The organism is Clostridium sp. ATCC 25772, from assembly GCF_001573875.1.
Lineage (GTDB): Bacteria > Bacillota > Clostridia > Clostridiales > Clostridiaceae > Clostridium_J > Clostridium_J senegalense.
In genome coordinates this window covers 371,646-396,102 of sequence record NZ_LFRG01000010.1, presented here as the reverse complement: position 1 = coordinate 396,102, position 24,457 = coordinate 371,646, and the positions used below count along the sequence as shown (strand labels likewise).

24 protein-coding genes are annotated in these 24,457 nt (G+C 27.9%); 23 read left to right on the top strand and 1 reads right to left on the bottom strand.

Translation table 11 applies throughout. The features are described from left to right. Positions 1 to 5 precede the first annotated feature (5 nt). From rpmF to AZI32_RS06430, 16 genes are all read left to right on the top strand, one after another. Complete coding sequence (rpmF, locus tag AZI32_RS06505) at positions 6 to 188, top strand: 50S ribosomal protein L32 (protein WP_010292793.1); 183 nt, start codon at positions 6 to 8, stop codon at positions 186 to 188. A gap of 186 nt (positions 189 to 374) precedes the next feature. Continuing rightward, on the top strand, positions 375 to 1,388 hold the full coding sequence (gene plsX / locus AZI32_RS06500) for a phosphate acyltransferase PlsX (protein ID WP_061995056.1): 1,014 nt from the start codon (positions 375 to 377) through the stop codon (positions 1,386 to 1,388). Positions 1,389 to 1,523: 135 nt separating this feature from the next. Beyond that, on the top strand, positions 1,524 to 1,754 hold the full coding sequence (acpP, locus tag AZI32_RS06495) for an acyl carrier protein (RefSeq protein WP_010292791.1): 231 nt from the start codon (positions 1,524 to 1,526) through the stop codon (positions 1,752 to 1,754). Between the two features lie 136 nt (positions 1,755 to 1,890). Continuing rightward, positions 1,891 to 2,592 (top strand): ribonuclease III, encoded by a 702-nt coding sequence (gene rnc / locus AZI32_RS06490; protein ID WP_061995055.1) that lies wholly within the window; start codon positions 1,891 to 1,893, stop codon positions 2,590 to 2,592. After that, positions 2,585 to 3,643, top strand: a complete 1,059-nt coding sequence (locus tag AZI32_RS06485; protein WP_061995054.1) for a radical SAM protein — start codon at positions 2,585 to 2,587, stop codon at positions 3,641 to 3,643. The genes rnc and AZI32_RS06485 overlap by 8 nt, the downstream gene beginning before the upstream one ends. A 270-nt stretch (positions 3,644 to 3,913) precedes the next feature. Then, entirely contained in the window at positions 3,914 to 7,471 is a 3,558-nt protein-coding gene (gene smc, locus AZI32_RS06480; RefSeq protein ID WP_061995053.1) for a chromosome segregation protein SMC, read from the top strand. 21 nt (positions 7,472 to 7,492) lie between these two features. Further along, a complete protein-coding gene (ftsY, locus tag AZI32_RS06475; RefSeq protein WP_061995052.1) occupies positions 7,493 to 8,404 on the top strand; it encodes a signal recognition particle-docking protein FtsY in 912 nt (303 codons plus the stop codon). 107 nt (positions 8,405 to 8,511) lie between these two features. Next, positions 8,512 to 8,850: a putative DNA-binding protein gene (locus tag AZI32_RS06470; RefSeq protein ID WP_061995051.1), complete on the top strand. Its 339-nt coding sequence runs from the start codon at positions 8,512 to 8,514 to the stop codon at positions 8,848 to 8,850. 10 nt (positions 8,851 to 8,860) lie between these two features. Further along, positions 8,861 to 10,222, top strand: coding sequence for a signal recognition particle protein (gene ffh / locus AZI32_RS06465; protein WP_061995050.1), 1,362 nt, complete (start codon positions 8,861 to 8,863; stop codon positions 10,220 to 10,222). 34 nt (positions 10,223 to 10,256) lie between these two features. Next, positions 10,257 to 10,499 carry a 30S ribosomal protein S16 gene (gene rpsP / locus AZI32_RS06460; protein WP_010292779.1) on the top strand — a complete coding sequence of 81 codons (243 nt, stop codon included), beginning with the start codon at positions 10,257 to 10,259 and terminating at the stop codon, positions 10,497 to 10,499. Positions 10,500 to 10,529: 30 nt separating this feature from the next. Then, positions 10,530 to 10,763 carry a KH domain-containing protein gene (locus AZI32_RS06455; RefSeq protein WP_061995049.1) on the top strand — a complete coding sequence of 78 codons (234 nt, stop codon included), beginning with the start codon at positions 10,530 to 10,532 and terminating at the stop codon, positions 10,761 to 10,763. Positions 10,764 to 11,064: 301 nt separating this feature from the next. Continuing rightward, the gene (gene rimM, locus AZI32_RS06450; RefSeq protein WP_061995048.1) at positions 11,065 to 11,559 is read left to right on the top strand and encodes a ribosome maturation factor RimM; all 495 of its coding nucleotides are present in this window, start codon (positions 11,065 to 11,067) and stop codon (positions 11,557 to 11,559) included. Beyond that, positions 11,559 to 12,284 (top strand): tRNA (guanosine(37)-N1)-methyltransferase TrmD, encoded by a 726-nt coding sequence (trmD, locus tag AZI32_RS06445; RefSeq protein ID WP_061995047.1) that lies wholly within the window; start codon positions 11,559 to 11,561, stop codon positions 12,282 to 12,284. Before rimM ends, trmD begins: the two co-directional genes overlap by 1 nt. A 106-nt stretch (positions 12,285 to 12,390) precedes the next feature. Further along, positions 12,391 to 12,738 (top strand): 50S ribosomal protein L19, encoded by a 348-nt coding sequence (gene rplS / locus AZI32_RS06440; RefSeq protein WP_010292772.1) that lies wholly within the window; start codon positions 12,391 to 12,393, stop codon positions 12,736 to 12,738. A gap of 238 nt (positions 12,739 to 12,976) precedes the next feature. After that, positions 12,977 to 13,825 carry a ribosome biogenesis GTPase YlqF gene (gene ylqF / locus AZI32_RS06435; protein WP_061995046.1) on the top strand — a complete coding sequence of 283 codons (849 nt, stop codon included), beginning with the start codon at positions 12,977 to 12,979 and terminating at the stop codon, positions 13,823 to 13,825. Positions 13,826 to 13,836: 11 nt separating this feature from the next. Further along, a complete protein-coding gene (locus AZI32_RS06430; RefSeq protein ID WP_061995045.1) occupies positions 13,837 to 14,658 on the top strand; it encodes a ribonuclease HII in 822 nt (273 codons plus the stop codon). A gap of 52 nt (positions 14,659 to 14,710) precedes the next feature. Here the strand turns inward: AZI32_RS06430 and AZI32_RS06425 are convergent, their stop codons facing one another. Then, positions 14,711 to 15,085, bottom strand: coding sequence for a YraN family protein (locus AZI32_RS06425; RefSeq protein ID WP_061995044.1), 375 nt, complete (start codon positions 15,083 to 15,085; stop codon positions 14,711 to 14,713). Positions 15,086 to 15,225: 140 nt separating this feature from the next. On the opposite strand from AZI32_RS06425, the gene AZI32_RS06420 reads away from it, so the two are divergent. The 7 genes from AZI32_RS06420 to pyrH all read left to right on the top strand — a co-directional run bounded on the left by AZI32_RS06420 (position 15,226) and on the right by pyrH (position 24,442). Then, positions 15,226 to 16,749 carry a YifB family Mg chelatase-like AAA ATPase gene (locus tag AZI32_RS06420; RefSeq protein WP_061995043.1) on the top strand — a complete coding sequence of 508 codons (1,524 nt, stop codon included), beginning with the start codon at positions 15,226 to 15,228 and terminating at the stop codon, positions 16,747 to 16,749. Between the two features lie 14 nt (positions 16,750 to 16,763). Further along, positions 16,764 to 17,846, top strand: a complete 1,083-nt coding sequence (gene dprA, locus AZI32_RS06415; RefSeq protein ID WP_061995042.1) for a DNA-processing protein DprA — start codon at positions 16,764 to 16,766, stop codon at positions 17,844 to 17,846. A gap of 260 nt (positions 17,847 to 18,106) precedes the next feature. Continuing rightward, positions 18,107 to 20,209: a type I DNA topoisomerase gene (topA, locus tag AZI32_RS06410; RefSeq protein ID WP_061995041.1), complete on the top strand. Its 2,103-nt coding sequence runs from the start codon at positions 18,107 to 18,109 to the stop codon at positions 20,207 to 20,209. Positions 20,210 to 20,791: 582 nt separating this feature from the next. Beyond that, a complete protein-coding gene (gene codY / locus AZI32_RS06405; RefSeq protein WP_010292762.1) occupies positions 20,792 to 21,565 on the top strand; it encodes a GTP-sensing pleiotropic transcriptional regulator CodY in 774 nt (257 codons plus the stop codon). A gap of 304 nt (positions 21,566 to 21,869) precedes the next feature. After that, positions 21,870 to 22,571, top strand: coding sequence for a 30S ribosomal protein S2 (gene rpsB, locus AZI32_RS06400; protein ID WP_061995092.1), 702 nt, complete (start codon positions 21,870 to 21,872; stop codon positions 22,569 to 22,571). 127 nt (positions 22,572 to 22,698) lie between these two features. Beyond that, a complete protein-coding gene (gene tsf / locus AZI32_RS06395) occupies positions 22,699 to 23,616 on the top strand; it encodes a translation elongation factor Ts (RefSeq protein WP_061995040.1) in 918 nt (305 codons plus the stop codon). Between the two features lie 100 nt (positions 23,617 to 23,716). Further along, positions 23,717 to 24,442, top strand: a complete 726-nt coding sequence (gene pyrH / locus AZI32_RS06390) for a UMP kinase (protein ID WP_061995039.1) — start codon at positions 23,717 to 23,719, stop codon at positions 24,440 to 24,442. The last annotated feature ends 15 nt before the right edge of the window (positions 24,443 to 24,457 follow it).

The following is a 24,457-nucleotide window of genomic DNA, read 5'->3' as shown; positions in this document are numbered from 1 at the left end:
TAATTATGGGAAATCCTGCTAGAAAGTCTTCTAAAGCTAGAAGAGATTCAAGAAGAGCGCAAACATTTAAACTTGGTTTACCAGGAATAGTTGAGTGCCCTCAGTGCCATGAAATGAAACTTGCACACAGAGTTTGTAAAAGCTGTGGATACTACAAAAATAGAGAAGTTGTTTCAACTGAGAAATAATAAAAGAAAGTCACTTGACTTTCTTTTATTTTTTATATAATATTTTCACATAACATAAAAAAATATGATAGTATTTTTAATACAAAATAGATATAATATTAAGTGATGTGTAAATTATAAAAGTTTACACAAAATAATCATTGACTTAAGAAAAAGTAATTTATAAAAATAAGCGAGGGTCTGATAATGAGATTTGTGGTAGACGGAATGGGTGGAGATAATTCACCTTCAGCAGTTGTAGAAGGTGCTGTTATGGCTGTAAATGATTTTAGTGATATAGAACTTGTTATTACAGGACCACAACAGGCTATACAGGATGAATTAGATAAATATCAGTATGAAAAAGGAAAGATAACCATACTAGATGCAACTGAGGTCATAAGTACTAATGAACACCCTGTAATGGCTATTAAGAAAAAGAAAGATTCCAGCATAAATAAAGCTTTGCAATTAGTTAAGCAAAAAGAAGTAGATGGAATAGTATCTGCTGGAAGTACTGGTGCCTTTTTAGCTGGATGTACACTAATAGTTGGTAGAATAAAGGGAATAGATAGACCAGCGTTGGCACCTATAATGCCAGGACTAAATGGTCCATTTATGGTTATAGATGCAGGTGCGAATGTTGATTGTAAACCACATTATTTAGAACAATTTGCACTTATGGGTAAAATATATTTTGAAAGTGTATTAAAGCATGAAAATCCGAAAGTTGGATTAATAAATATTGGTTCTGAGGAAGAAAAAGGAAATGAACTTACTAAAAGTGTTCATAAACTTTTAAAAGAGTCTAATAAAAACTTTATAGGAAATGTTGAGCCAAGAGAAGTTACTGATGGGGATGTTCAAGTTTTAGTATGTGATGGATTTGTAGGAAATACAGTTTTAAAGATGTATGAAGGTGTAGCATCTAACTTATTTTCTATGATTAAAAAGAATTTAATGTCATCATTAACAACAAAAATAGGTGCAGCTATGTCAAAACCTGCCTTTAAAAAAATAAAGAAAGAATTTGACTATACTGAATATGGTGGAGCAGCATTTTTAGGGGTAAAAGGTATATGCATAAAAGCACATGGTAGCTCTAATGCTAAAGCTTTTAAAAATGCAATAAGACAGGCAAAAAAAGTTTATGATAATAACATCATAGAGAAAATAATGGAAGAAATAGAAAAGACAACAGAAAATAAAAATAAATTGTAAACAGTGTATAAAATTAATAAATTTAAGTATATTATTAAAAAGAATTAAATATTTAAAATATATGTTGATTACTTTTGATAATACTATTAATATAATATTATTATCATATGATTTATTTATAGGAGGCTGGAATATATGTTTGAAAAAGTTAGAAAAAGAATATCAGAACAATTAAGCTTGGATGAGGATGATATTACATTAGAATCTTCTTTTATAGATGATTTAGGAGCGGACTCATTGGATATAGTGGAGTTAATTATGGCTTTAGAAGAGGAATTTGATATTGAAATTCCAGATGAAGATGCAGAAAAAATATCTACAGTTGGCGATGTAGTTGAATACATAAAAACACGTGTAGATGAATAATAAAAGTTCCGCATCTATGCGGAACTTTATTTAAATTAAATAAATATTAATAATTGGAGTTTTTTCCTCAACTTATTAAATTAAGCCTATTAATTATAATAAGCTGAGGAATACACTCCTAAGAAGGAGCTGAATTATGAAAATAAGAAATACTACTATTGAACTAAAAGAAAAACTTAATGTGGATATAAAAGATATAAAATTACTTCAAACAGCAATTACCCATAGTTCTTATGCTAATCAAAAAAAAGGTGTTGAGTATAATGAAACTTTAGAGTTTTTAGGAGACTCTGTATTACAACTTGTAATATCACAGTATTTATATAATAGTTGCAGAAAAAAAGGTGAAGGATATTTAACTAGAGTTAGATCACTAATTGTATGCGAAAATTCTTTATATGAAATAGCTAAGAAGTGGGATTTAGGAAGCTACTTAACAATGAGTAGAGGAGAAGAACTTACGGGAGGAAGAACAAGGGTTTCTATACTATCTGATGCAGTAGAGGCTATAATAGCAGCTATATATTTAGATCAAGGATTAGAGATTGCAGAAAAATTTATATTGGGTAATTTTGAAACTGTAATAGAAAAAGCATTAAGAAATGAAATTATTATAGATTATAAAACTAAATTACAAGAAACACTTCAGAAAAATGGTGAGGTAAGTATAGTATATAATTTAGTAAAATTTGAAGGACCGCCACATAGAAGACAGTTTTTTGTAGAAGTTCTTGTAAATGGGGTTTCAAAAGGAAATGGTATAGGATATAGCAAAAAAGAAGCAGAACAAAATGCAGCTAAAGAAGTTGTATTAGTTAAGGAGAAGAATAATGGATAAGTCTCATTACATAATACCTATTTTTGTTCCTCATGAGGGATGTCCGCATACATGTGTATTTTGTAATCAAAACAGTATTACAGGAAGTTGTTTTAAAATTGATGGTAACTTTGTTAGAAATACTATAGAGGAATATTTAGAAACAATAAATAGAGAAAATGCTATAGTAGAAGTATCTTTTTTTGGAGGTACATTTACAGCTATAGATATTGAAAAGCAAAAAGAATTATTGGCAGTAGCGAAAGAATTTAAAGATTTAGGAAAAATAGATTATATAAGAATGTCAACTAGGCCAGATTATATAGATGATTTTATTCTTACAAATTTAAAAAGGTATGATGCTGATATAATAGAATTAGGAGTTCAATCTTTAGATGAAGAAGTTCTTTTAAAATCTGGTAGGGGGCATGATGCAGAATCTGTTAAAAAGGCCTCACAGCTTATAAAAAAATATGGAATAACATTAGGACATCAAATAATGTTAGGACTTCCAGGTGACACAATGGAGAAGGATATTGAAACAGCTAGAAAGAGCATAGAGATGAATCCTGATATATGTAGATTGTATCCAGCACTTGTTATAAGAGAAACTCCTATGGAACAGCTTTTAGAGAGAAAAGAATATAGGCCATATACTTTAGAGGAAGCTGTTGAAACAAGTAAAGTTTTATATGGTATGTATACTGCAAGTGGAATAAATGTAATAAGAATTGGATTGCAACCAACAGAGGAAATAAATTATGGTAAAGAATTTGTTGAGGGGCCATTCCATCCTGCGTTTAGGGAGCTTGTTGAAGGTTCTATATATAAAGATATACTAATTGAATATTTTAATAAAAAAGGTGAAATAAAAAGTTTATCTATAAATCCTAAGGATATATCTAAATTATATGCTAATAAAAAAATGTATTTCAAAGAAGCGTTATCAGTGTTAGGAATTAAAAAAATAAAAGTCTATCAAGATAGTAATTTAGATAGAGGTAATATTAATTTACAATTTAATTATGAGACAATAAAAATCTGTATAAATGAATATTTACAAAAATATTAAAAACCGTGATTTCACGGTTTTTAATGGTTTAAGATGATAATATGAAAATAAATTATGGTTTGAATTTTATATAAAAATAATATAAACTTACATTAGTGAACTACGGTAAAAATGGAGTTACTTATATTAATATAAATAAAAAGAGAGGTGTTTTTTATGAATAAAAAACAAAGAGATAAATTAACAAAAATACTAGCAATATGTATATCTGTATTTATGGTTTTAGGTATAGTATTGCCACTTATTATAAGATAGTAGGAGAGTGAATGGATGTTTTTAAAATCTATTGAAATAAGAGGTTTTAAATCCTTTGCAGATAAGACAGAGCTTATGTTTAAAAAAGGTATAACTGCAGTAGTTGGTCCTAATGGTAGCGGTAAAAGTAATATATCTGATGCTGTAAGATGGGTTTTAGGAGAACAAAGTGTTAAAACTCTAAGAGGAGATAAAATGGAGGACGTAATATTTGCGGGAACTCAATTTAGGAAGCCTGTTGGACTTGCACAGGTTTCTCTAATCTTAGATAATTCTGATGCAGAGCTAGATGTTGAATATTCAGAAGTAGTTATATCAAGAAGATTATATAGATCTGGAGAAAGTGAATATTTAATAAATAACACAATATGTAGGCTTAAAGATGTTCAAAATCTTTTTATGGATACGGGAATAGGAAAAGAAGGATATTCTATAATAGGACAAGGTAAAATTGACGCAATATTAAGCGGAAAGCCAGAAGAAAGAAGAAAGTTACTAGAGGAAGCTGCTGGGATTGTAAAGTATAAAACAAGAAAAGAAGAATCAGAACGAAAACTAGAAAATACTAATCAGAATTTAATAAGAATAGATGATATATTAGGTACATATGAGGAGAGATTAGAACCTTTAAAAAGCGAAAGCGATAAGGCAAATAAATTTTTAGAACTTTCTAAGCAGTTAAAAGCAAATGAAATAAATATTATAATTGATTTCATAGAAAAGAACTACATAAAAATTTCTAGTTATAAGTCTCAATGTGAAATTATAAACAAAGAACTACAAGGTAAGATAAACAAAAGAAGAATATTAAAAACTAAGTTAGAAGAAAATAGTTTAAAACTAGAAGAATTTGAAAGTAAGATATCTAAAGATAAGCAAAAGTTTTATGATAATAAGTCTAAACACCAACAAGTTTTATCTGAAATTAAAATTTTAGAAGAAAGAATAGAAATTATAAAGAGTTCTATTTCTAAAATTGATGATGAAAAGTTAACTTTAATAGATAAAGTAAGAAATTTAGAAGAAAATATAAAAGAGCTTGAAATTGCATTAAAAGATTTTTTAAATTCTCATGAGGATTTAAAGGAAAAAATTAAATCAAATGAAAAACTGGTTGAAGAAATTTACAATAATAATTTAAAAGAAAACTCTAGATTAAAAGAAATTGAAAACATAAAAAATTCATTACATATGAAAAAAAATGATGAAGGTAATAATATTATTATTTTAAATAATAATATAGATGGAATAGAACAAAAATTAGAAAGCATTAAAACCGAAATAGAAGGAATACGTAATTCCGTGAAAATAAATGAAACTACTAAAGCTATACTTAATGAAGAAGGCATTAAAATACTAAAAAAGATTGATGATTATAACAATGAAATAAAAGAAAACAAAATAAGCATAGGAAAATTAAGACATAATCAAACATTAGAAGAGAAAAAGCTAAGAGAACTTTTAGCTACATCTAATAAAGTTGATGCTAATTTAAATATGCTTATAAATTTAGAAAAGCAGTATGAAGGTTATAATAAATCAGTGAAAACTTTAATGCAGCACATAGATAATAATAGAGTAGGTAGTTTTAAAGGCAAATGTTATATTTTGGGGGAAATTATAAAAGTAGATAAAAAATTTGAAACATCTATGGAAATAGCATTAGGTTCTAGTTTATCTAATATAATAACTGAAGATGAAAATGGAGCTAAAATTCTTATAGAATATTTAAAAAAACATTCTTTGGGTAGAGCAACATTTTTACCTTTAAATACAGTGAAAGGTAGAGTTATAGAACTCGGAAACAATATAAAATCCATGAATGGCTTTATTGGGATAGCTAGCGAAATTTTAAGTTATGATAGTAAATTTAAGGGTATAATAGATTATGCTTTAGGTAGAACTGTAATATGCGATAATATGGATAATGCAATAAAAATAGCAAGAGCACTTAACTATAGACAAAAAATAGTTACTTTATCTGGAGAGGTTATAAATCCTGGAGGAGCATTGACAGGTGGTAGTATTTACAATAAATCTAATAATATTATAGGTAGAAAAAGAGAGATAGAAGAGTTGAAAATTAGATTTGATGTATTAAATAAAGAAGTTAAAGAGAAAAATATATTATTAAAAAATTTAAATGAACAGATAAAAGAATTAGATGAAGAAAATTTAAATTTAAGAGATTATGTGCATTTTGAAAATATAGAGAAGACAAAGATAAATGAAAAAATTAATTCTTTAAAAGATGATACAATTAGATTGAAAAGTAGTTTAAATGAAAATGAAAAGAATTTAGGTGCAAAAGAAGTAGAAAGAAAAAAATTGGTAGAAGAAATTAAAATTTTAGAAGAAAATTTTAAATCTATGGATAGTGAAATTAATAAATTAGAAATTGAAGAAAATAGCTTGAGAGAAAAAATAACAGAAAGTGAAGCTTCAGTGGAAAAATATAAAGATATTTTAACAGAACTGAAAATTAAAAAAGCAAAAATAGATGAAATTGTTATAAATAGAGAAAATGATATTAAAAGAATAAAAAATGAAATAAATGTATTAAGAGAAAAACAAGAAAATGTACAAAAGGAAGTAATATCATTACAAACTAACAAGAAAAACTATGAAGAAATTTTAAAAAATAATAAACATAGTGTAAAAGATATAATAACTGAAATAGAAAACATGGAAAAATTTATAGAAGATAGTCAGTTAGAAAAAATAAAAATTAAAGATGAAATTAATAAAATAAGATCACAAGAAGAAGATATAAGTTTAGAACTTGAAAATACAGAAAAAGAATTACATAAATATCAAGTAACATTAGCTAAAATAGAAACAGAGAAAGAAAATCTTCTTTCAAAATTAAATGAAGAATTTAATTTGACTTATGCAGAAGCTTTAGATTTTAAAGAACCTATAACAAATATATCTAAAGTGAAGGAAGAAGCACTATTTATAAAAGAAGAAATTAGAAATTTAGGAACTGTAAATGTAGGATCTATTGAAGAATATAAGGAAGTAAAAGAGAAATATACATTTATGGTATCTCAAAAGGAAGATTTAGTTGATGCTAAAAATGAACTTATAAAAGTAATTGATGAAATGACAGCTAAAATGAGAGAAGTTTTTAAAGAAAACTTTATAAAGCTTAGAAAAAATTTTAATGAGACTTTTAAGCAATTGTTTAAGGGTGGAAGTGCAGATCTAATTTTAAAAGATGGAGATGAATTAACATCTAAAATTGAAATTAATGTGGAACCACCAGGTAAAAAATTACAAAATATAAATTTGTTATCCGGTGGAGAAAAAGTCTTATCTGCAATAGCACTATTATTTGCTATATTAAAAATGAAACCTACCCCATTCTGTATATTGGATGAGATAGAGGCAGCTCTTGATGATGCTAATGTAATAAGATATGCAGAATTTTTAAAGAAGTTTTCAACTAATATACAGTTCATAGTAATAACACATAGAAAAGGTACAATGGAAGCAAGTGATATGTTGTATGGAGTAACCATGGAAGAAAAAGGTGTATCTAAAGTTGTATCAGTTGACTTTACAAGATAAAATTAATGGAGGTAATTAACCATGTTTGGAAAATTTTTTGATAAATTAAAAGAAGGATTAACAAAAACAAGGGATAGTATAAGTTCTGCTGTATCAGATGTTTTAAATCTAGCTGTAACTATAGATGATGATTTATACGAAGAACTTGAGGAAGCGTTAATAATAAGTGATATAGGAGTAGAAACATCTGTAGAAATAATAGAAAGATTGAAAGAAAAAATAAAAGAAGAAAAAATAAAAGATGTAGCTATGGTAAAACCATGTATGAAAGAAGTAATAATAGAAATGATGGGTGAGGAAGTTAGTACTATATCACCTGAAAAAACTCCAGAAATTAAGCTTGTAATAGGAGTTAACGGGGTAGGTAAAACTACATCTATTGGTAAATTAGCAACAAAAATAAAAAATGAAAATTATAAAGTTTTATTAGCTGCAGCAGATACTTTTAGAGCAGCAGCTATAGATCAATTAGAAATTTGGAGTAAAAGAGCAAAAGTAGATATAGTAAAACATCAGGAAGGTTCTGATCCGGCAGCGGTAATTTATGATGCAGTGCAGGCTGCTAAAGCTAGGAATGTAGATGTATTAATATGTGATACGGCAGGAAGACTTCATAATAAAAAGAATTTAATGGATGAACTTTCAAAGATTAATAGAGTCATTGATAGAGAATTTGGTGAAGCTCACAGAGAAACATTATTAGTATTAGATGCTACTACAGGACAAAATGCAGTTATACAAGCAAAACAATTTATGGAGGTTTGTCCTATTGATGGTATAATACTTACCAAATTAGATGGTACAGCAAAAGGTGGGGTTGTAATATCTATAAAAAATCAATTAAATATACCTGTAAAATTTATAGGTGTAGGTGAAGGGATTGATGATCTTCAAGAATTTAATTCAAGAGAATTTGTTGAGGCATTATTTTAAAAAATTTTGAAAAGTAAAATATTAATTTTATAATTAGATGTTAAGTAAAAATACTTGACAGGCATAAATCTTTTTGCTAATATATCATTTGTGAGTTAGGTGATTTTATGGAAAAGAGATTTGAATTATCTTTACTCTTAGATTTTTATGGACCATTGCTTACGGAAAAACAAAAAAATGTAATGGATCTTTACTTTAATGAGGATTTATCCTTAAAGGAAATATCAGAAATTACAAAAACTAGTAGGCAGGCAATTCATGATATAATTAAAAGGTGTGAAAATCTTTTGGTAGAGTATGAGGAAAAGCTTAACCTTTTAGAAAAGAGTATGAAAAGTGAGAGTATTAAGCAAAAGATTATAAAAGAACTAAAGAATGTAAAAATAGATAGTGAAAAAAATTCTATATTAATAGGTGATATTATAAAAAATATTATCGAAATTTAGGAGGTCTGCTATGGCTTTTGAAGGATTAGCTTCTAAATTACAAGAAACCATTAAGAAGTTAAAAGGTAAGGGCAAACTTTCAGAAAAAGATATAAAAGAAGCCATGAGAGAAGTAAAATTAGCCTTGTTAGAAGCTGATGTTAACTATAAGGTTGTAAAAAACTTTGTAAAGGATGTTAGTGAAAAATGCCTAGGGAATGAAGTTTTAGAAAGCTTAACTCCAGGACAACAAGTTATTAAAATTGTTAATGATGAATTAACAAAACTTATGGGAAATACAGAAAGTAAATTAGAGTTAAATCCTAATGGAATATCTGTGATTATGCTTGTTGGATTACAAGGTGCTGGTAAAACTACAATGGCTGGTAAACTTGCGCTTAACCTTAGAAAAAATAATAAAAAACCTCTTTTAGTAGCTTGTGATGTTTATAGACCAGCTGCAATAAAACAATTGCAGGTAGTAGGTAAGTCAATAGACATACCAGTCTTTACTATGGGAGATAAAACAAGTCCGGTTGATATAGCAAAAGCATCTATTGAACATGCAAAAAACGAAGGATGTAATATAGTTATAATAGATACAGCTGGAAGACTTCATATAGATGAAGAGCTTATGAATGAGCTTAAAGACATAAAAGAAAATATAGTCCCAAATGAAATACTTTTGGTTGTAGATTCTATGACTGGTCAGGATGCTGTTAATGTAGCAGAGAGTTTCAACTCGCAGTTAGATGTAACAGGTGTTATTCTTACTAAATTAGATGGAGACACTAGAGGTGGAGCAGCGCTTTCTATAAAAGCAATGACAGGAAAGCCAATTAAATATGTTGGTATGGGAGAGAAAATGTCAGATCTTGAAATTTTCCATCCTGAAAGAATGTCATCTAGAATATTGGGAATGGGAGATATGCTTTCTTTAATAGAGAAGGCACAAGCTGCAATAGATGAAGAAAAAGCACAAGAACTAGGAAATAAAATGTTAAGTCAAGAATTTAACTTTGAAGATTTCTTAGATATGCTTCATCAAATGAAAAAACTTGGACCTTTAGGAAAAATTGTAGAAATGTTACCAGGTGCAAATACTAAAGAATTAAAAGACTTAGATTTGTCACAAGGTGAAAAAGAAATGTCAAAGATAGAATCAATGATAAATTCCATGACATTAAGTGAAAGAAGAAAACCAAGTTTAATATCATCTTCACCATCAAGAAAGAAAAGAATAGCAAATGGTGCAGGCACAACTATACAAGAAGTTAATAAATTGCTAAAGCACTATGAAACAATGAAAAAGATGATGAAGAATATGAAGGGTATGCAAAAAAATACGCAAAGACAGATGAAAAAAGGGTTATTTGGAAAATTACCTTTTTAACATACAATTTATTTTTTAAGGAGGTGAAATACACATGGCAGTAAAAATAAGATTAAAAAGAATGGGTGCTAAAAAAGCTCCTTTCTATAGAATAATCGTAGCTGATTCAAGATCTCCAAGAGATGGAAGATTTATCGATGAAATAGGATACTACAATCCAACAACTGAACCAATTACAGTTAAGATCGATGAAGAAAAAGCAAACAAATGGGTTCAAAATGGAGCACAACCAACAGAGACTGTAAAAAGACTTTTCAACAATGCTGGAATAAAATAATTCTTGTTGAATTGAATGGAGGCGCATTCCATGAAAACATTACTAGAGGTACTTGCTAAATCTTTAGTTGATAACCCAGAGGCAGTGTCAATAAATGAAGTTTCAAGTGATCATTCAATTATTTTGGAATTAAAAGTTGATAAAGCTGATATGGGGAAAGTAATTGGAAAACAGGGAAGAATAGCTAAAGCTATTAGAACTGTTGTAAAAGCAGCAGCTGTTAAGGAAAACAAGAGAGTTGTTGTAGAAATAATAGAATCATAAGAGTTAGGTTAGCCTAACTCTTATTTTAATATAAATTTTTATTAATATAGGGAAACAAGCTCAAATTTAAATTTATTCAATAACTTTAAAATGTTTTTATACAAAATGCAGTGTTGAATTTTAACTTAGAAAGTTAAAATATAGATTAAAATTAAATAAATTATATTTTTGTTGATAATAATAAAAACATAATTTAATATATAAATTGACAATTAAAAATCAGATCGTTAGGGGATACAACTAAGTTAATGACGTTAATTCTTATAAAGTATCCCAAATATATTATTAGGAGGCTCTTAAAATGAAGGAGTTTATGAGTATAGGACAAATAACTAAACCTCATGGAGTTAGAGGTGAGGTTAAAGTTTTTTCGCTTACAGATAGTTTAGAGGAATTTAGAGAGTTAGAAAAAGTTTATATAGATGGTGTTGAAAGAAAAATAACATCATGTAAACTACAAAGTGATAGAGCAATATTAAAAATTGAAGGTATAGGCTCTATGAATGAAGCAGAAGAATATAGAAATAAATATTTAAAAATTCATAGAAGTGATGCAAAACAGCTTGAAGAAGATAGCTACTATGTTGCTGATTTGATAGATTGCAAGGTTTTTGATACTGATGGAATAGAGCTTGGCAGAGTGTATGATGTTTTAGAAACAGGTAGCAATGATGTATATTGGGTAAAAGGTGGAAAAGAGGAAGTTTTAATACCTGCATTAAAAGAAATAATAGTTAGTATTAATATTGAAAAAAGTGAAATTGTAATAAAACCTGTGAAGGTTTGGAGTGAATAATGAAAATACATATATTGACTCTTTTCCCAGAAATGTTTGATGTTTTGAATCACAGTATTTTAGGAAGGGCACAAAAGGAAGGTATTTTAAATATAGAATGTGTAAATATAAGAGACTATACAAATAATAAGCATAAAAAAGTTGATGATTATCCATATGGTGGTGGTGCTGGAATGGTGATGATGCCACAACCAATAGTTGATTGCATAAAAGATGTTAAAAAAGTTAATAATGGTAAAGTGGTGTTTTTGGGACCAAGAGGAAAGACTTTTAATCAGGAAATGGCTAAGGATCTTAGTAAAGAAAAAGAAATAATATTCCTTTGTGGTCACTATGAAGGGATTGATGAAAGAATTTATGATTATATAGATATGGAAGTATCATTAGGGGATTTTGTATTAACTGGTGGCGAAATGGCATGCATCCCTATTGTTGACAGTATAAGTAGAATGATACCTAATGTATTATCCTGTGACGAAAGTTTTATGGATGAATCTTTTTATGATGGACTCTTAGAATATCCTCAATACACACGACCTTTTGAATTTGAAGAAAAAAAAGTTCCAGAAATATTAATTTCAGGACATCATGAAAATATACGAAAGTATAGAAGACTACAATCATTATTAATAACAAAAAAGCAAAGAAATGACTTATATAGAAATATTGAACTTACAAAAGAAGATAAAAAAATGTTAGAAAATCACTACAAAACTAAAAAATAAGTTGATAACATTAAATTTATATGATAAAATCATTTTTGTGCTGGGCGGTCCTCTGTCATTTACATATGATTAAGAACGTCAAATAAATTTTAGGAGGTAACGCACAATGTTAGACATAATAAAACAAATCGAAGCAGAACAAATCAGAACTGATTTACCAGAATTCAATGTAGGAGATACTGTTAAAGTTCACATCAGAATAAGTGAAGGAAACAAGGAAAGAATCCAAGTTTTCGAAGGAACAGTTCTTAAAAGACAAAACGGTGGAGCAAGAGAAACTTTCACAGTAAGAAGAGTAGCTTCTGGTGTAGGAGTTGAAAAAACTTTCCCAGTTAACTCTCCTGTAATAGAGAAAGTTGATGTTGTAAGAAGAGGTAAAGTAAGAAGAGCTAAATTATTCTACTTAAGAGATAGAGTAGGAAAAGCTGCTAAGGTTAAAGAATTAATAAGATAATTTTGTAAAAAATGGGGCGTTAGTGTCCCTTTTTTTATTATAAAAATTATAGATTATTATTATAGAAACATTTTAGATTTGACTTATATGTAAAGGAGAGTTTACAAAATAAGAGGAATAGTTACTACTAGCTATTTTCATAAAAATTATTTTGTTGGTATAAATTACATTTTAAGTTTATGAATCTATAAAAGATAAAATAAATTTTAATACAATATTAGATAAAGAAGGTGTATTTATGAGTATAAACTGGTTCCCAGGACATATGGCTAAAACAAGAAGACAAATAAAAGAAAATTTAAAACTTGTTGATGCAGTAATTGAAATAAGAGACGCTAGAATAGTGAAATCTAGTGCTAATCCGGATATAGAAGATATTTGTCAAAATAAGCCTAGAATAATTTTGTTAAATAAAAGTGATTTAAGTGAAGAAAAAGTGACAAAGCAATGGGTTAAGGAATTGTCTAATGAACATACAAAAGTTTTAAGTGTAAATTGTTTAAAAGGATTAGGACTTAAAAATATAAAACCTGCATTAGATGAAATGTTAAAGGAAAAGCATGATAATTTAAGAAGTAAAGGTGTAGTTAATATAGTTACTAGAGTAATGGTGGTTGGAATACCAAATGTAGGAAAATCTACATTTATAAATAAATTAGCTAAAAATAATATAGCTAAAACAGGAGATAAACCAGGAGTAACTAGAAATAAGCAATGGATAAAAACTAAAATAGGTATAGAGCTTATGGACACTCCAGGGGTGTTATGGCCTAAATTTGAGGATGAAACTGTAGGGCTTGATTTAGCTTTTACTGGGGCTATAAAGGACGAAATTATGGATATAGAAGATTTAGCTTTGAAATTAATAGAAACTCTTCAAATTAATTATCCAGAAAGATTGAAGGAAAGATATAAGCTTCCTGAACTTAGTGAATCAGCACTAGAAAATATGGATAATATAGGGAAGAAAAGAGGGGCAGTTATAGCACGTGGTAATATAGATTATAATAGAGTAGCCGTTATGCTATTGGATGAATTTAGAGGTGGTAAGTTAGGAAATATATCATTAGAAAAACCAGAGAAATAGGGTGATATACATTGGAAATTATAGATTTGAGTCAAATGAAATTTGCTCTTGTTAAAGAATATGTTTTGAATTTTCAAAATGGCCATGATATAAAAACTTCAAAATTAGAATTTATAGAACTTATAAAAATGCTAAGTGATGATAGCAGAAAAAATGTAAATAAATTAGGTGAAAAGTTAGAAAAGTTCATAATAACCTATGAAGCTGAAATTAACAGAGTAAAAAATATGTACCTTTTTGATAAAAGCTTTGGAAATTTCAAATATGTTGCAGGTGTAGATGAAGTTGGAAGAGGTCCTTTAGCAGGTCCGATAGTGTCAGCTGCTGTAATATTGGACCTGGATTATATGGATGATGGAGAATTAATGCTATATATTAATGATTCTAAAAAGCTTTCACCAGAAAAGAGAAATTATCTAAGTGAAATAATAAAGTCTAAAGCTGTAAGTTATAATATATCAGTTATAGATAATAAAGAAATAGATAGAAAAGGTATTGGATGGTGCAACCAAGAGGTTTTTAGAAGAGCATGTCATGGGTTAGATAGAAAGCCAAATTTAGTTTTGTCTGATGGGTATTTAATAAAAGACTTTGATATAGAAAATAAAAGTGTAATAAAAGGTGACACTAAAAGTGCATCTATAGCTTGTGCGTCTATATTAGCTAAGGTTTATAGAGATAAAATCATGGAAGATTATCACCAGTATTATCCAGAATATAAATTTTGCAAAAATGTAGGGTATGGAACAGAAGAACATGTTCAGGCTATAAAAAAAATTGGTATAACTGAAATACATAGAAAAAGCTTTTTAACAAACATATTAAATAAGTAAAATTATAGTCTCAAAATAAAGTTTGATTTTTATTTTGAGACTACTTATAAAATTATACGTAACCGTTTACCCAAAACGCGTTTTTAATTAAATTTATTTGAGGTTTATAGTCATTTAGAAGAATTTCAACAACATCAAATCGTATACTATAATTAAATAGTTTATTTTTGCAGATATAATATTGTGCAGTTTTTATTATTTTCTTTTCTTTATAAAAATTTACAGCTTCACTAGGATATCCATAATAATTTGATTGCCTAGTTTTAACTTCTATAAAACAAATAGAATCCTCATTTTTACCTATTATATCTATTTCACCAATATTACAAGTGAAGTTTCTACATAATATTTTATACTTATGTTTTTTTAGATAGCTCGCAGCTAAATCTTCACCATTATCTCCAATGATTTTATTAAAAATTTTCAATGATATGACCTCCTAAAACCAAAACAAATATATTTTCATTATTGACAAGTATAACTATAATAAACAAATTAGATTTGAAAATGTTTATTATCATAGGAACCTGTCAACAATTAACATGAAAACAATAAGGAGGGATAAATATGGCTATACAATTATCCTGTGCCACATTTTTAGGAGTAGAAGGAATTATTATATCTGTAGAAATAGATATTTCAAGAGGAATACCATCATTTAATATAGTTGGTATGGCAGATACTTCTGTAAAAGAGGCGAAGGATAGGGTTAGAGCTGCAATAATTAATTCAGGATATAAATTTCCTAATAATAGGATAACTATAAATTTAGCACCTGCTGATTTAAAAAAAGAAGGTACTATATTTGATTTGCCTATAGCTATAGGTATATTAATAGCGAGTAAGCAAATAGAGATAGAAAGTATGGATCAGTACTTGGTAATGGGCGAATTATCTTTATCTGGAAAACTAAAAAAAGTTAAGGGTGTTTTACCAATAACTATTGAAGGAAGTAAAAAAGGATTTAAAAAGTTATTAATTCCTTATGACAATTATGTTGATTGTTCAATGATAAAGGGTATACAAATTTATCCACTAAATAGCTTGAAGCAAGCAGTGGGGTTTTTATTGCATAAAGATATGCCGTCATATCACTATGAAGAGGTAAAAGAAATAGCAAAAGAAAGTTCTAGAGATTTTTCAGAAGTTATAGGACAAGAAGCGGCAAAAAGAGCTTTGGAAGTGGCTGCTGCAGGAGGGCATAATATATTAATGCATGGTGCTCCAGGGTCTGGTAAAACAATGTTAGCAGAAAGAATAACATCAATATTACCTAATTTGACTTATGAAGAGGCTTTAGATGTCACAAAAATATATAGCGTTCACGAGGGTGTGAATTATGAAGGCGGACTTATACAAAGAAGACCTTTTAGAAGTCCGCATAATACTATAACAGAAGTAGCTCTTGTTGGTGGTGGAAGGAATCTAATGCCTGGTGAAATTTCATTAGCCCATAATGGAGTGTTATTTTTAGATGAAATATTAGAGTTTAAAAAAAGTTTATTACAGATGTTAAGACAACCTTTAGAAGATAGAACAATTAAAATAACTAGAAATGCAGGAACAGTTTCCTATCCATCTAGTTTTATGTTAGTTGCTGCATTAAATCCATGTCCCTGTGGATTTTATGGAACCAATATAAAGCCTTGTAGATGTAGTGATTATGAAATAAAAAGATATATTGGAAAATTATCGGGACCACTTCTAGATAGAATAGACATATTCACACAAGTTAATCCTTTATCCTATGGAGAGATAAATTGTAATATAAAAAAAGAAAGTTCAAAAGAAATACGTGAAAGGGTTGAAAATGCACGAACAATACAAGTAGAAAGATTTAAAAGTGAAAACATAAAGAGTAATTCTGAAATGAAACAAAAACATATAAAAAAATATTGTCAAATAAATAATAAGACAAGTAAAATACTAGAATTAGCTTTTAATAAATTTCATTTAAGTACAAGGGTGTACAGTAGAATTTTAAAAGTAAGTAGAACTATAGCAGATATAGAAGGTAAAGAAAATATTGAAGAAAAACATATAATCGAAGCACTGAATTATAGAAAATTTATAAATAGTGAAATTATATAAAGGGAGAATTAAATATGTACGATAAGTATAAGATTTGGTTAGCTATAGCCCCTATAAAAAATAGTATAAAACTAGAACTTTTAAAAGAACTTAAAGATGAAAAAAATATTTATAATTTTATGAAAGAAAATAGTAATAGAAAAAATAGACTTGTAGAAACCCTTTTAAGAACTTATAGTGAAGAAAGGTTATATAACCTTCAAGAACTATGTGAGAGGGAAGGTATAAGTTTTTTAAATATAAAGGATACTAAATATCCTAAGAGCTTGTTAAATATAAATGAGATGCCTTATGGACTATTTTATAAAGGGAATATAGACAAATTAAATAATAATGATAAAAAAATCGCTATTGTTGGTTCTAGAAGAGCTAGTTATTATGGGAAAAACATAGTGGAAATTATTTGTAGAGAACTTAAAGATACTAATGTTCAAATAATAAGTGGACTTGCAAGAGGAATAGATGGAGAAGCACATAAAGGATCAATAGAAAATGGAATATATACTTGCGGGGTTCTAGGTTGTGGCATAGATGTTATATATCCTAAAGAACATAAAAATTTATATAAAAAAATTATTGAAAACCAGGGATGTATATTATCAGAGTTTTCACCTGATGCACCACCAGAAAGGTTTAGATTTCCTCTTCGAAATAGAATAATAAGTGGACTTTCTAATTTGATAATAATTGTAGAAGCTAGTGAAAAGAGTGGATCTTTAATAACAGCTAATTGGGCATTGGAACAAGGAAAAGATATTATGGCAGTACCTGCATCCATATTTTTAGAGCAAAATAAAGGTACAAATAAATTAATAAAAGATGGTGCATATCCATTTACAAGTGTAGAAGATATTATAAATTTATTAGAAATTGAAAAAACTTATAATGCAAATAAAAATGTTAGGAAAAGTTATAGTGAGATATGTGATAGAATATACGAGATTTTAACCAGTGAACCAATGCATGTTGACGAAATAGCAAGAAGTTCTAATATTGACATAACTCAATTGTATGGGGTATTATTTGAAATGCAACTACGAGAAGAAATATGTTGTTTAAATGGCAATTATTATGTTAAGGTAAATAAGAGTATATAAAATAACATTTTTACACATAAATATTTAATATGAATAACTATTATAGGAATACAAAATTGTTTCTTAAGTTATACATGTAAGATTTTGATTCTTAAAAGAGTGATGGCAAGCTTGTAAAGTTTTCAATTGAATAACTTTTTAAACTACAAATAAACATTTTAAGTTAATATGTAAGTTAAAGTTTTAGCTTGTTTTAATATATTAAATTAAAGTAGTATAATGTTAAATTAAATAATGACGAAATTACTGGAGGGGATACGATGGGTCAAAAACTAGTTATAGTTGAGTCACCAGCTAAAGCGAAGACCATAAAAAAATATTTAGGAAAAAATTACGTAGTTGAAGCTTCTATGGGACATATTAGAGATTTACCAAAAAGCCAATTAGGCGTTGATATAGAGAATAATTATGAACCTAAATATATTACTATTAGAGGAAAAGGTGAATTAATAAAAAAATTAAAAAAAGAAGCTAAAAAAAGTGAAAAAGTTTATCTTGCAACTGACCCTGATAGAGAGGGTGAAGCTATTTCTTGGCATTTAGCTAATATATTAAAGATTGATGGAAGTGAAAAATGCAGAATAGAATTTAATGAAGTTACTAAAAATGCTGTAAAATCTGCAATAAAGAATCCTAGATTAATAAATGAAAATGTATTTGATGCTCAGCAAGCAAGAAGAGTTTTAGATAGATTGGTAGGATATAAGATAAGCCCTATATTATGGAGAAAAGTAAGATGGGGATTAAGTGCAGGAAGAGTTCAGTCAGTAGCACTTAAAATAATTTGTGATAGAGAAAAAGAGATAAAGGAATTTATACCGAAAGAATATTGGTCTATAGAATGTGAAGTTTATAAAAATTCTCTAAAAGAGAAGTTTTCAATTAAATTACACAATAAAAAAGGTAAAAAAATAGAAATATCATCAAAAGAAGAAAATGATGCAATAATAAAAGAATTAAAACAAGGTAATTTTGTAGTTGGAAATATTAAAAATACAGAAAAAAATAAAAATCCATTACCACCATTTACTACAAGTACATTGCAACAGGAGGCTTATAGAAAATTAAATTTTTCTACTAAAAAGACAATGTCAGTGGCACAAGAATTATATGAAGGTATAGAAATAAAAGGTTTTGGGACTGTAGGATTAATAACATATATGAGAACAGATTCTGTTAGAGTATCTGATGAAGCTCAAGAGGCTTCAAAACAATATATCAAAGATACTTTTGGAAATGAGTATATTCCAGATGTAAAAAGAGTTTATAAGGGTAAAAAAAATAGCCAAGATGCACATGAAGCTATAAGACCAAGTAATGTTGAGATAACACCTGAAATTGCTAAACAAACATTAAAAGATACTCAATTTAAATTATATTCTTTAATATGGAATAGATTTATGGCTAGTCAAATGGCTTCTTGTATATTAAATAGTACATCAATAAATATTAATAATAATGATTATACTTTTAAAGCTAGTGGATCAGTTGTAAAATTTGATGGATTTACTAAAGTTTATAAAAGTGAATCCGATGAAGAAAGTAAAACACTTAAAATACCAGATTTAAAATCAGGTGATGAATTAAAAGAAAACAATACTGAAGGAAAACAACATTTTACTCAACCGCCTCCAAAATTTTCCGAGGCATCATTAGTTAAAACGTTAGAAGAAAATGGAATAGGAAGACCGAGTACTTACGCACCTACAATATCAACATTATTAGATAGAAAGTATATTGAAAGAAATAAAAAGGTGTTGGATCCTACAGAATTAGGTCATATAGTTAATAATTTAATTTCCGAGTATTTCAAGCAGATTGTAGATGTGGAATTTACAGCAGAAATGGAAAGTAAACTTGATAATGTAGAAGAAGGTACTGCTGAGTGGAAAAAAATTGTTGATGAATTTTTTACACCATTAAAAGAAGCTATAGAAATAGCTGAGAAAGAAATAGCTAAAATAACAATAGAAGATAAAGTAACAGATATACCATGTGATAAATGTGGAAGATTGATGGTTGTAAAACATGGTAGATTTGGAGATTTCTTAGCATGTCCTGGATATCCAGAATGTGAAAATACTAAACCAATAGCAAAAGAATTAGATGTACCATGTCCTAAATGTGGAAAGAAAATACTGGAAAAAAGAAGTAGAAAAGGAAGAACTTTTTATGGATGCAGTGGATATCCAGAATGTGATTTCGTGAGTTGGTTTGAACCATCTGGGGAAAAATGTCCAGAATGTAATGATATTTTAGTTAAAAGATATACTAAAACTAAAGGAAACTATTTAGAATGTGCAAATAAAGAATGCAAATATAGAAAAGAGCTAAAAGAAGAAGCAAAAGAAGAAGAAAACTAAATATTAATTGTTGTGAAAAACAAAAAACTTTACAAATTCGTTAAAAAGTTTTATAATGCTTGAGTTGGTAAAATAAAATAGAAATATATTATTTAAATAAAATCATTCTTAATTAATATTTATTATAAGCGCTACAAATTAATTAGATTTTGCTATAATTTTTTATTAAAAAAGTATATAGCAAAATCTATATGCTATATACTTTAGATATTACATAATTTTTGAAACATGAAAAAATTTCAAGTATATTTTATTAAAAATATAGTAAAATAATAATAATTACATAAAAAAAATTAAATTAATTGCTTTAAAATTTATTATATACTTAATTTTAATTTAATATTTCTATAAATATATAAATTTACAAAAAAATAATATATTTGTCGAAATAGGTAAAAAAACATTGAAATTTTAAAAATGATATGATATGATAATTAGTATCATAAACAATTCAAAAAATTTTTAATTACCTAAAAATTGCAAGAAATGTTTCGGGTGACAGCTTATTTGTAGTAGATTGATTTGTGGGAGTAGAAACAAGAAAGAATATAAACTAGTGTTTATAAAGGAGGAGAAGTAGAAGTGTCGCTATTAGATAAAACAAGAAGATTAAATAAAATTTTACAAAAGTCAGGAACAGAACCAGTAGTTTTTGATGAGATATGTAATTTATTAAGCGAAGTATTAGATTGTAACGTATATGTTATAAGCAGAAAAGGAAAAGTTTTAGGATATAATTTTGCTGGAGGATTTGAGTGTGAAACTGTTAAAGATCATGTTGTGAACAACATGAGATTCCCAGAAGATTATAATGAAAGACTTTTAGGTGTAGATGAAACAAGAGCTAATCTTTCAAGCAAAGGAATTTGCGTATTTGAAGGAGAAAAAGATTGTGAAATTGAAGGAAAACTTTCTACTATAGTACCTATAAATGGAAATAGAGAAAGATTAGGAACTTTATTATTAGCTAGATTTAATAAAGAATTCTTTGAAGAAGATTTAGTCATTGCTGAATATAGTGCAACTATAGTAGGTATGGAAATATTAAGAGCTAAAAATGAAGAAATAGAAGAAGAAGCAAGAAAGAAAGCTATAGTTCAATTAGCAATAGGAACACTTTCTTATTCAGAATTAGAAGCTGTAGAACATATATTTAATGAGTTAGACGGATATGAAGGTCTGTTAGTAGCTTCTAAAATAGCTGATAAAGTTGGAATAACTAGATCAGTTATAGTAAATGCATTAAGAAAATTTGAAAGTGCTGGAGTTATTGAATCAAGATCTTTAGGTATGAAAGGTACTCATATAAAAATACTTAATGAGAAGTTAATAGAAGAATTGGATAAATTAAAATAGAGCATTATGCTCTATTTTTTTTAATCATATGCTGTATTATATTGAAATTAATACCATTAAATAGAAGCTAAAAATAAAAATACGTTTATTAAAGTATTTATTTGGATATAATAATAATGTTAATTTATAATTAAAAATACTTTTAAATGAAGTGAAATTTTATATTGAATACTGTTTAGTATTATGATATACTAACACAGGTAAGAATACGCACATTGCTGTATTTTCTAGAAAGGTGCCTTATTTTGAAGGTTTTTTAGAAAAAATGAGGGCAATGGAGGAAAAACCAGGAGGGAATTTAAAAATGGCAGTAATATCAATGAAACAATTATTAGAAGCTGGTGTACATTTTGGACACCAAACAAGAAGATGGAACCCTAAAATGGCTCCATATATATTCACAGAAAGAAACGGAATATATATCATCGACTTACAAAAAACAGTTAAAAAAATCGATGAAGCTTATGATTTCTTAAAATCAGTATCAGAAGAAGGAAAAGATGTACTTTTCGTTGGAACTAAAAAACAAGCTCAAGAAGCTATTAAAGAAGAGGCAATAAGATCAGGAATGCACTTCGTAAATAATAGATGGTTAGGTGGAATGTTAACAAACTTCACAACTATCAAAACTAGAATCGGAAGATTAGAAGAATTAGATAACATGGAAGAAGATGGAACTTTTGACGTTTTACCTAAGAAAGAAGTTACTCTATTAAAAAATGAGAGAGAAAAACTAGAGAAAAACTTAGGCGGAATCAGAAACATGGATGCTAATAATATAGGAGCATTATTTGTTGTAGATCCAAGAAAAGAAAAAAATGCTATATCAGAAGCAAAAATATTAGGAATACCTGTTGTTGCTATAGTTGACACAAACTGTGATCCAGATGAAGTTGATTATGTAATCCCAGGAAATGATGATGCTATAAGAGCGGTAAAACTAATAACTGAGAGATTAAGCGATGCTATAATCGAAGCAAGACAAGGTGAACAATTAGCTGAGTAATTTTATTTTACCTTGAATAATTGACATTTTAGAATAAAAAATGTTAGTAGAGTAAATAAATTTAAAAGGTAAGTGAAAATAACTTTCATTTACCTTTTAAATTAGTTAAGAGTAGGAGGAGTTATAAATGATAACTGCAAGCATGGTTAAAGAACTTAGAGAAAGAACTGGTGCAGGAATGATGGACTGCAAAAGAGCTTTAAGTGAAACTAATGGAGATATGGATAAAGCAATAGAAATATTAAGAGAAAAAGGGTTAGCTGCAGCTGCTAAAAAAGCAGGAAGAATAGCAGCTGAAGGACTAGTTGTTACTTATATTTCAGAAGATAATAAAAAAGGTGCTATAGTAGAATTAAACTGTGAAACAGATTTCGTTGCAGCTAATGAAGAGTTTGTTAAACTAGCTAAAAACATAGCTAAGCAAATAACTTATTCAAATGTTACTACTGTAGAAGAACTAATAGAAGAAAAATACATAGAAGATGAAGCTTCTACTATAAAAGATACATTAACAGCATTAATAGCTAAAATCGGAGAAAATATGTCTGTAAGAAGATTTAAAAGATTTAGCGTAGAAAATGGAATGCTTCAAAGCTATATACATGGTGGCGGAAGAATAGCTGTTATGGTTGAAGTTGCTTGTGATAAACAAGATGAAACTGTAGCTCAAGTTGGAAAAGATGTTGCTATGCAAGTTGCTGCTGCAAACCCATTATTCTTAGATGAAACAGCTGTTGATCATGAAACTATAGAAAAAGAAAAAGAAATTTATAGAGTTCAAGCTTTAAATGAAGGCAAACCAGAAAAAATAGTAGAAAAAATGGTTGACGGAAGAGTTAAAAAATACTTAAAAGAAGTTTGCTTAGTTGATCAAGTTTGGGTTAAAAATCCTGACTATACAATAACTAAATATCTTCAAGAAGAGTCTAAGAAAATAGGTGCTGACATAAAAATTACTAGATTCGCTAGATTCGAAAGAGGAGAAGGAATCGAGAAAAAAGAAGATAACTTTGCAGAAGAAGTTGCAAAAATGCAAGGTAAATAATAAAAAATAAAAGAGAACCTCTGTGTTCTCTTTTTTTAAAATAAACATATAAATTTACAAATTTTTGATGGAATTATAATAATTTGGAGGTACAATATATATGGAAGCTGCAAAATATAAAAGAGTAATGCTTAAACTTTCAGGTGAGGCTTTAGCTGCTGATAAGGGATATGGTATAGATTTTGATATAGCTAGTGAAATAGCTTTACAAATTAAAAAATTAGTAGAAATGGGTGTTGAAGTTGGAGCTGTAGTTGGTGGAGGAAATATCTGGCGTGGAAGACAAGGTGAAGATATGGATAGAACAACTGCGGATTATATGGGTATGTTAGCAACATGTATAAATGCATTAGCACTTCAAGATTCATTAGAGAGTGCTGGAGTACACACAAGAGTACAGACAGCTATTGAAATGAAAGAAATTGCTGAACCTTATATAAGAAGAAGAGCCATGAGACACTTAGAAAAAGGAAGAGTAGTGATATTTGCAGCGGGTACTGGAAATCCATATTTTTCAACAGATACTACAGCAGCTTTAAGAGCTGCAGAAATAGAAGCAGATGTAATATTATTAGCAAAAAAAGTAGATGGGGTTTATGATAAAGATCCATATAAATATAATGATGCTGTTAAATTTAATAACTTAAGCTATTTTGATGTTATAGAAAAAGGTCTTCAAGTTATGGATACTACAGCAACATCACTATGTATGGATAATGATATTCCAATATTAGTATTTGGATTAGATAAACCAGAAAATATAATTAAAGCTGTAAAAGGTGAAAAAATTGGTACTCTAGTATCTAAAGTATCTTGTAATAAATAATTTTTGGAGGTAGTT

Coding starts and splice junctions, on each gene's coding strand:
- pyrH (WP_061995039.1), top strand. CDS start 23,717: ATGGAAGCTGCAAAATATAAAAGAGTAATGCTTAAACTTTCAGGTGAG.
- rpmF (WP_010292793.1), top strand. CDS start 6: ATGGGAAATCCTGCTAGAAAGTCTTCTAAAGCTAGAAGAGATTCAAGA.
- rnc (WP_061995055.1), top strand. CDS start 1,891: ATGAAAATAAGAAATACTACTATTGAACTAAAAGAAAAACTTAATGTG.
- rplS (WP_010292772.1), top strand. CDS start 12,391: ATGTTAGACATAATAAAACAAATCGAAGCAGAACAAATCAGAACTGAT.
- AZI32_RS06455 (WP_061995049.1), top strand. CDS start 10,530: ATGAAAACATTACTAGAGGTACTTGCTAAATCTTTAGTTGATAACCCA.
- topA (WP_061995041.1), top strand. CDS start 18,107: ATGGGTCAAAAACTAGTTATAGTTGAGTCACCAGCTAAAGCGAAGACC.
- dprA (WP_061995042.1), top strand. CDS start 16,764: ATGTACGATAAGTATAAGATTTGGTTAGCTATAGCCCCTATAAAAAAT.
- ffh (WP_061995050.1), top strand. CDS start 8,861: ATGGCTTTTGAAGGATTAGCTTCTAAATTACAAGAAACCATTAAGAAG.
- rimM (WP_061995048.1), top strand. CDS start 11,065: ATGAAGGAGTTTATGAGTATAGGACAAATAACTAAACCTCATGGAGTT.
- smc (WP_061995053.1), top strand. CDS start 3,914: ATGTTTTTAAAATCTATTGAAATAAGAGGTTTTAAATCCTTTGCAGAT.
- AZI32_RS06420 (WP_061995043.1), top strand. CDS start 15,226: ATGGCTATACAATTATCCTGTGCCACATTTTTAGGAGTAGAAGGAATT.
- rpsB (WP_061995092.1), top strand. CDS start 21,870: ATGGCAGTAATATCAATGAAACAATTATTAGAAGCTGGTGTACATTTT.
- AZI32_RS06485 (WP_061995054.1), top strand. CDS start 2,585: ATGGATAAGTCTCATTACATAATACCTATTTTTGTTCCTCATGAGGGA.
- tsf (WP_061995040.1), top strand. CDS start 22,699: ATGATAACTGCAAGCATGGTTAAAGAACTTAGAGAAAGAACTGGTGCA.
- ylqF (WP_061995046.1), top strand. CDS start 12,977: ATGAGTATAAACTGGTTCCCAGGACATATGGCTAAAACAAGAAGACAA.
- trmD (WP_061995047.1), top strand. CDS start 11,559: ATGAAAATACATATATTGACTCTTTTCCCAGAAATGTTTGATGTTTTG.
- acpP (WP_010292791.1), top strand. CDS start 1,524: ATGTTTGAAAAAGTTAGAAAAAGAATATCAGAACAATTAAGCTTGGAT.
- AZI32_RS06470 (WP_061995051.1), top strand. CDS start 8,512: ATGGAAAAGAGATTTGAATTATCTTTACTCTTAGATTTTTATGGACCA.
- plsX (WP_061995056.1), top strand. CDS start 375: ATGAGATTTGTGGTAGACGGAATGGGTGGAGATAATTCACCTTCAGCA.
- rpsP (WP_010292779.1), top strand. CDS start 10,257: ATGGCAGTAAAAATAAGATTAAAAAGAATGGGTGCTAAAAAAGCTCCT.
- ftsY (WP_061995052.1), top strand. CDS start 7,493: ATGTTTGGAAAATTTTTTGATAAATTAAAAGAAGGATTAACAAAAACA.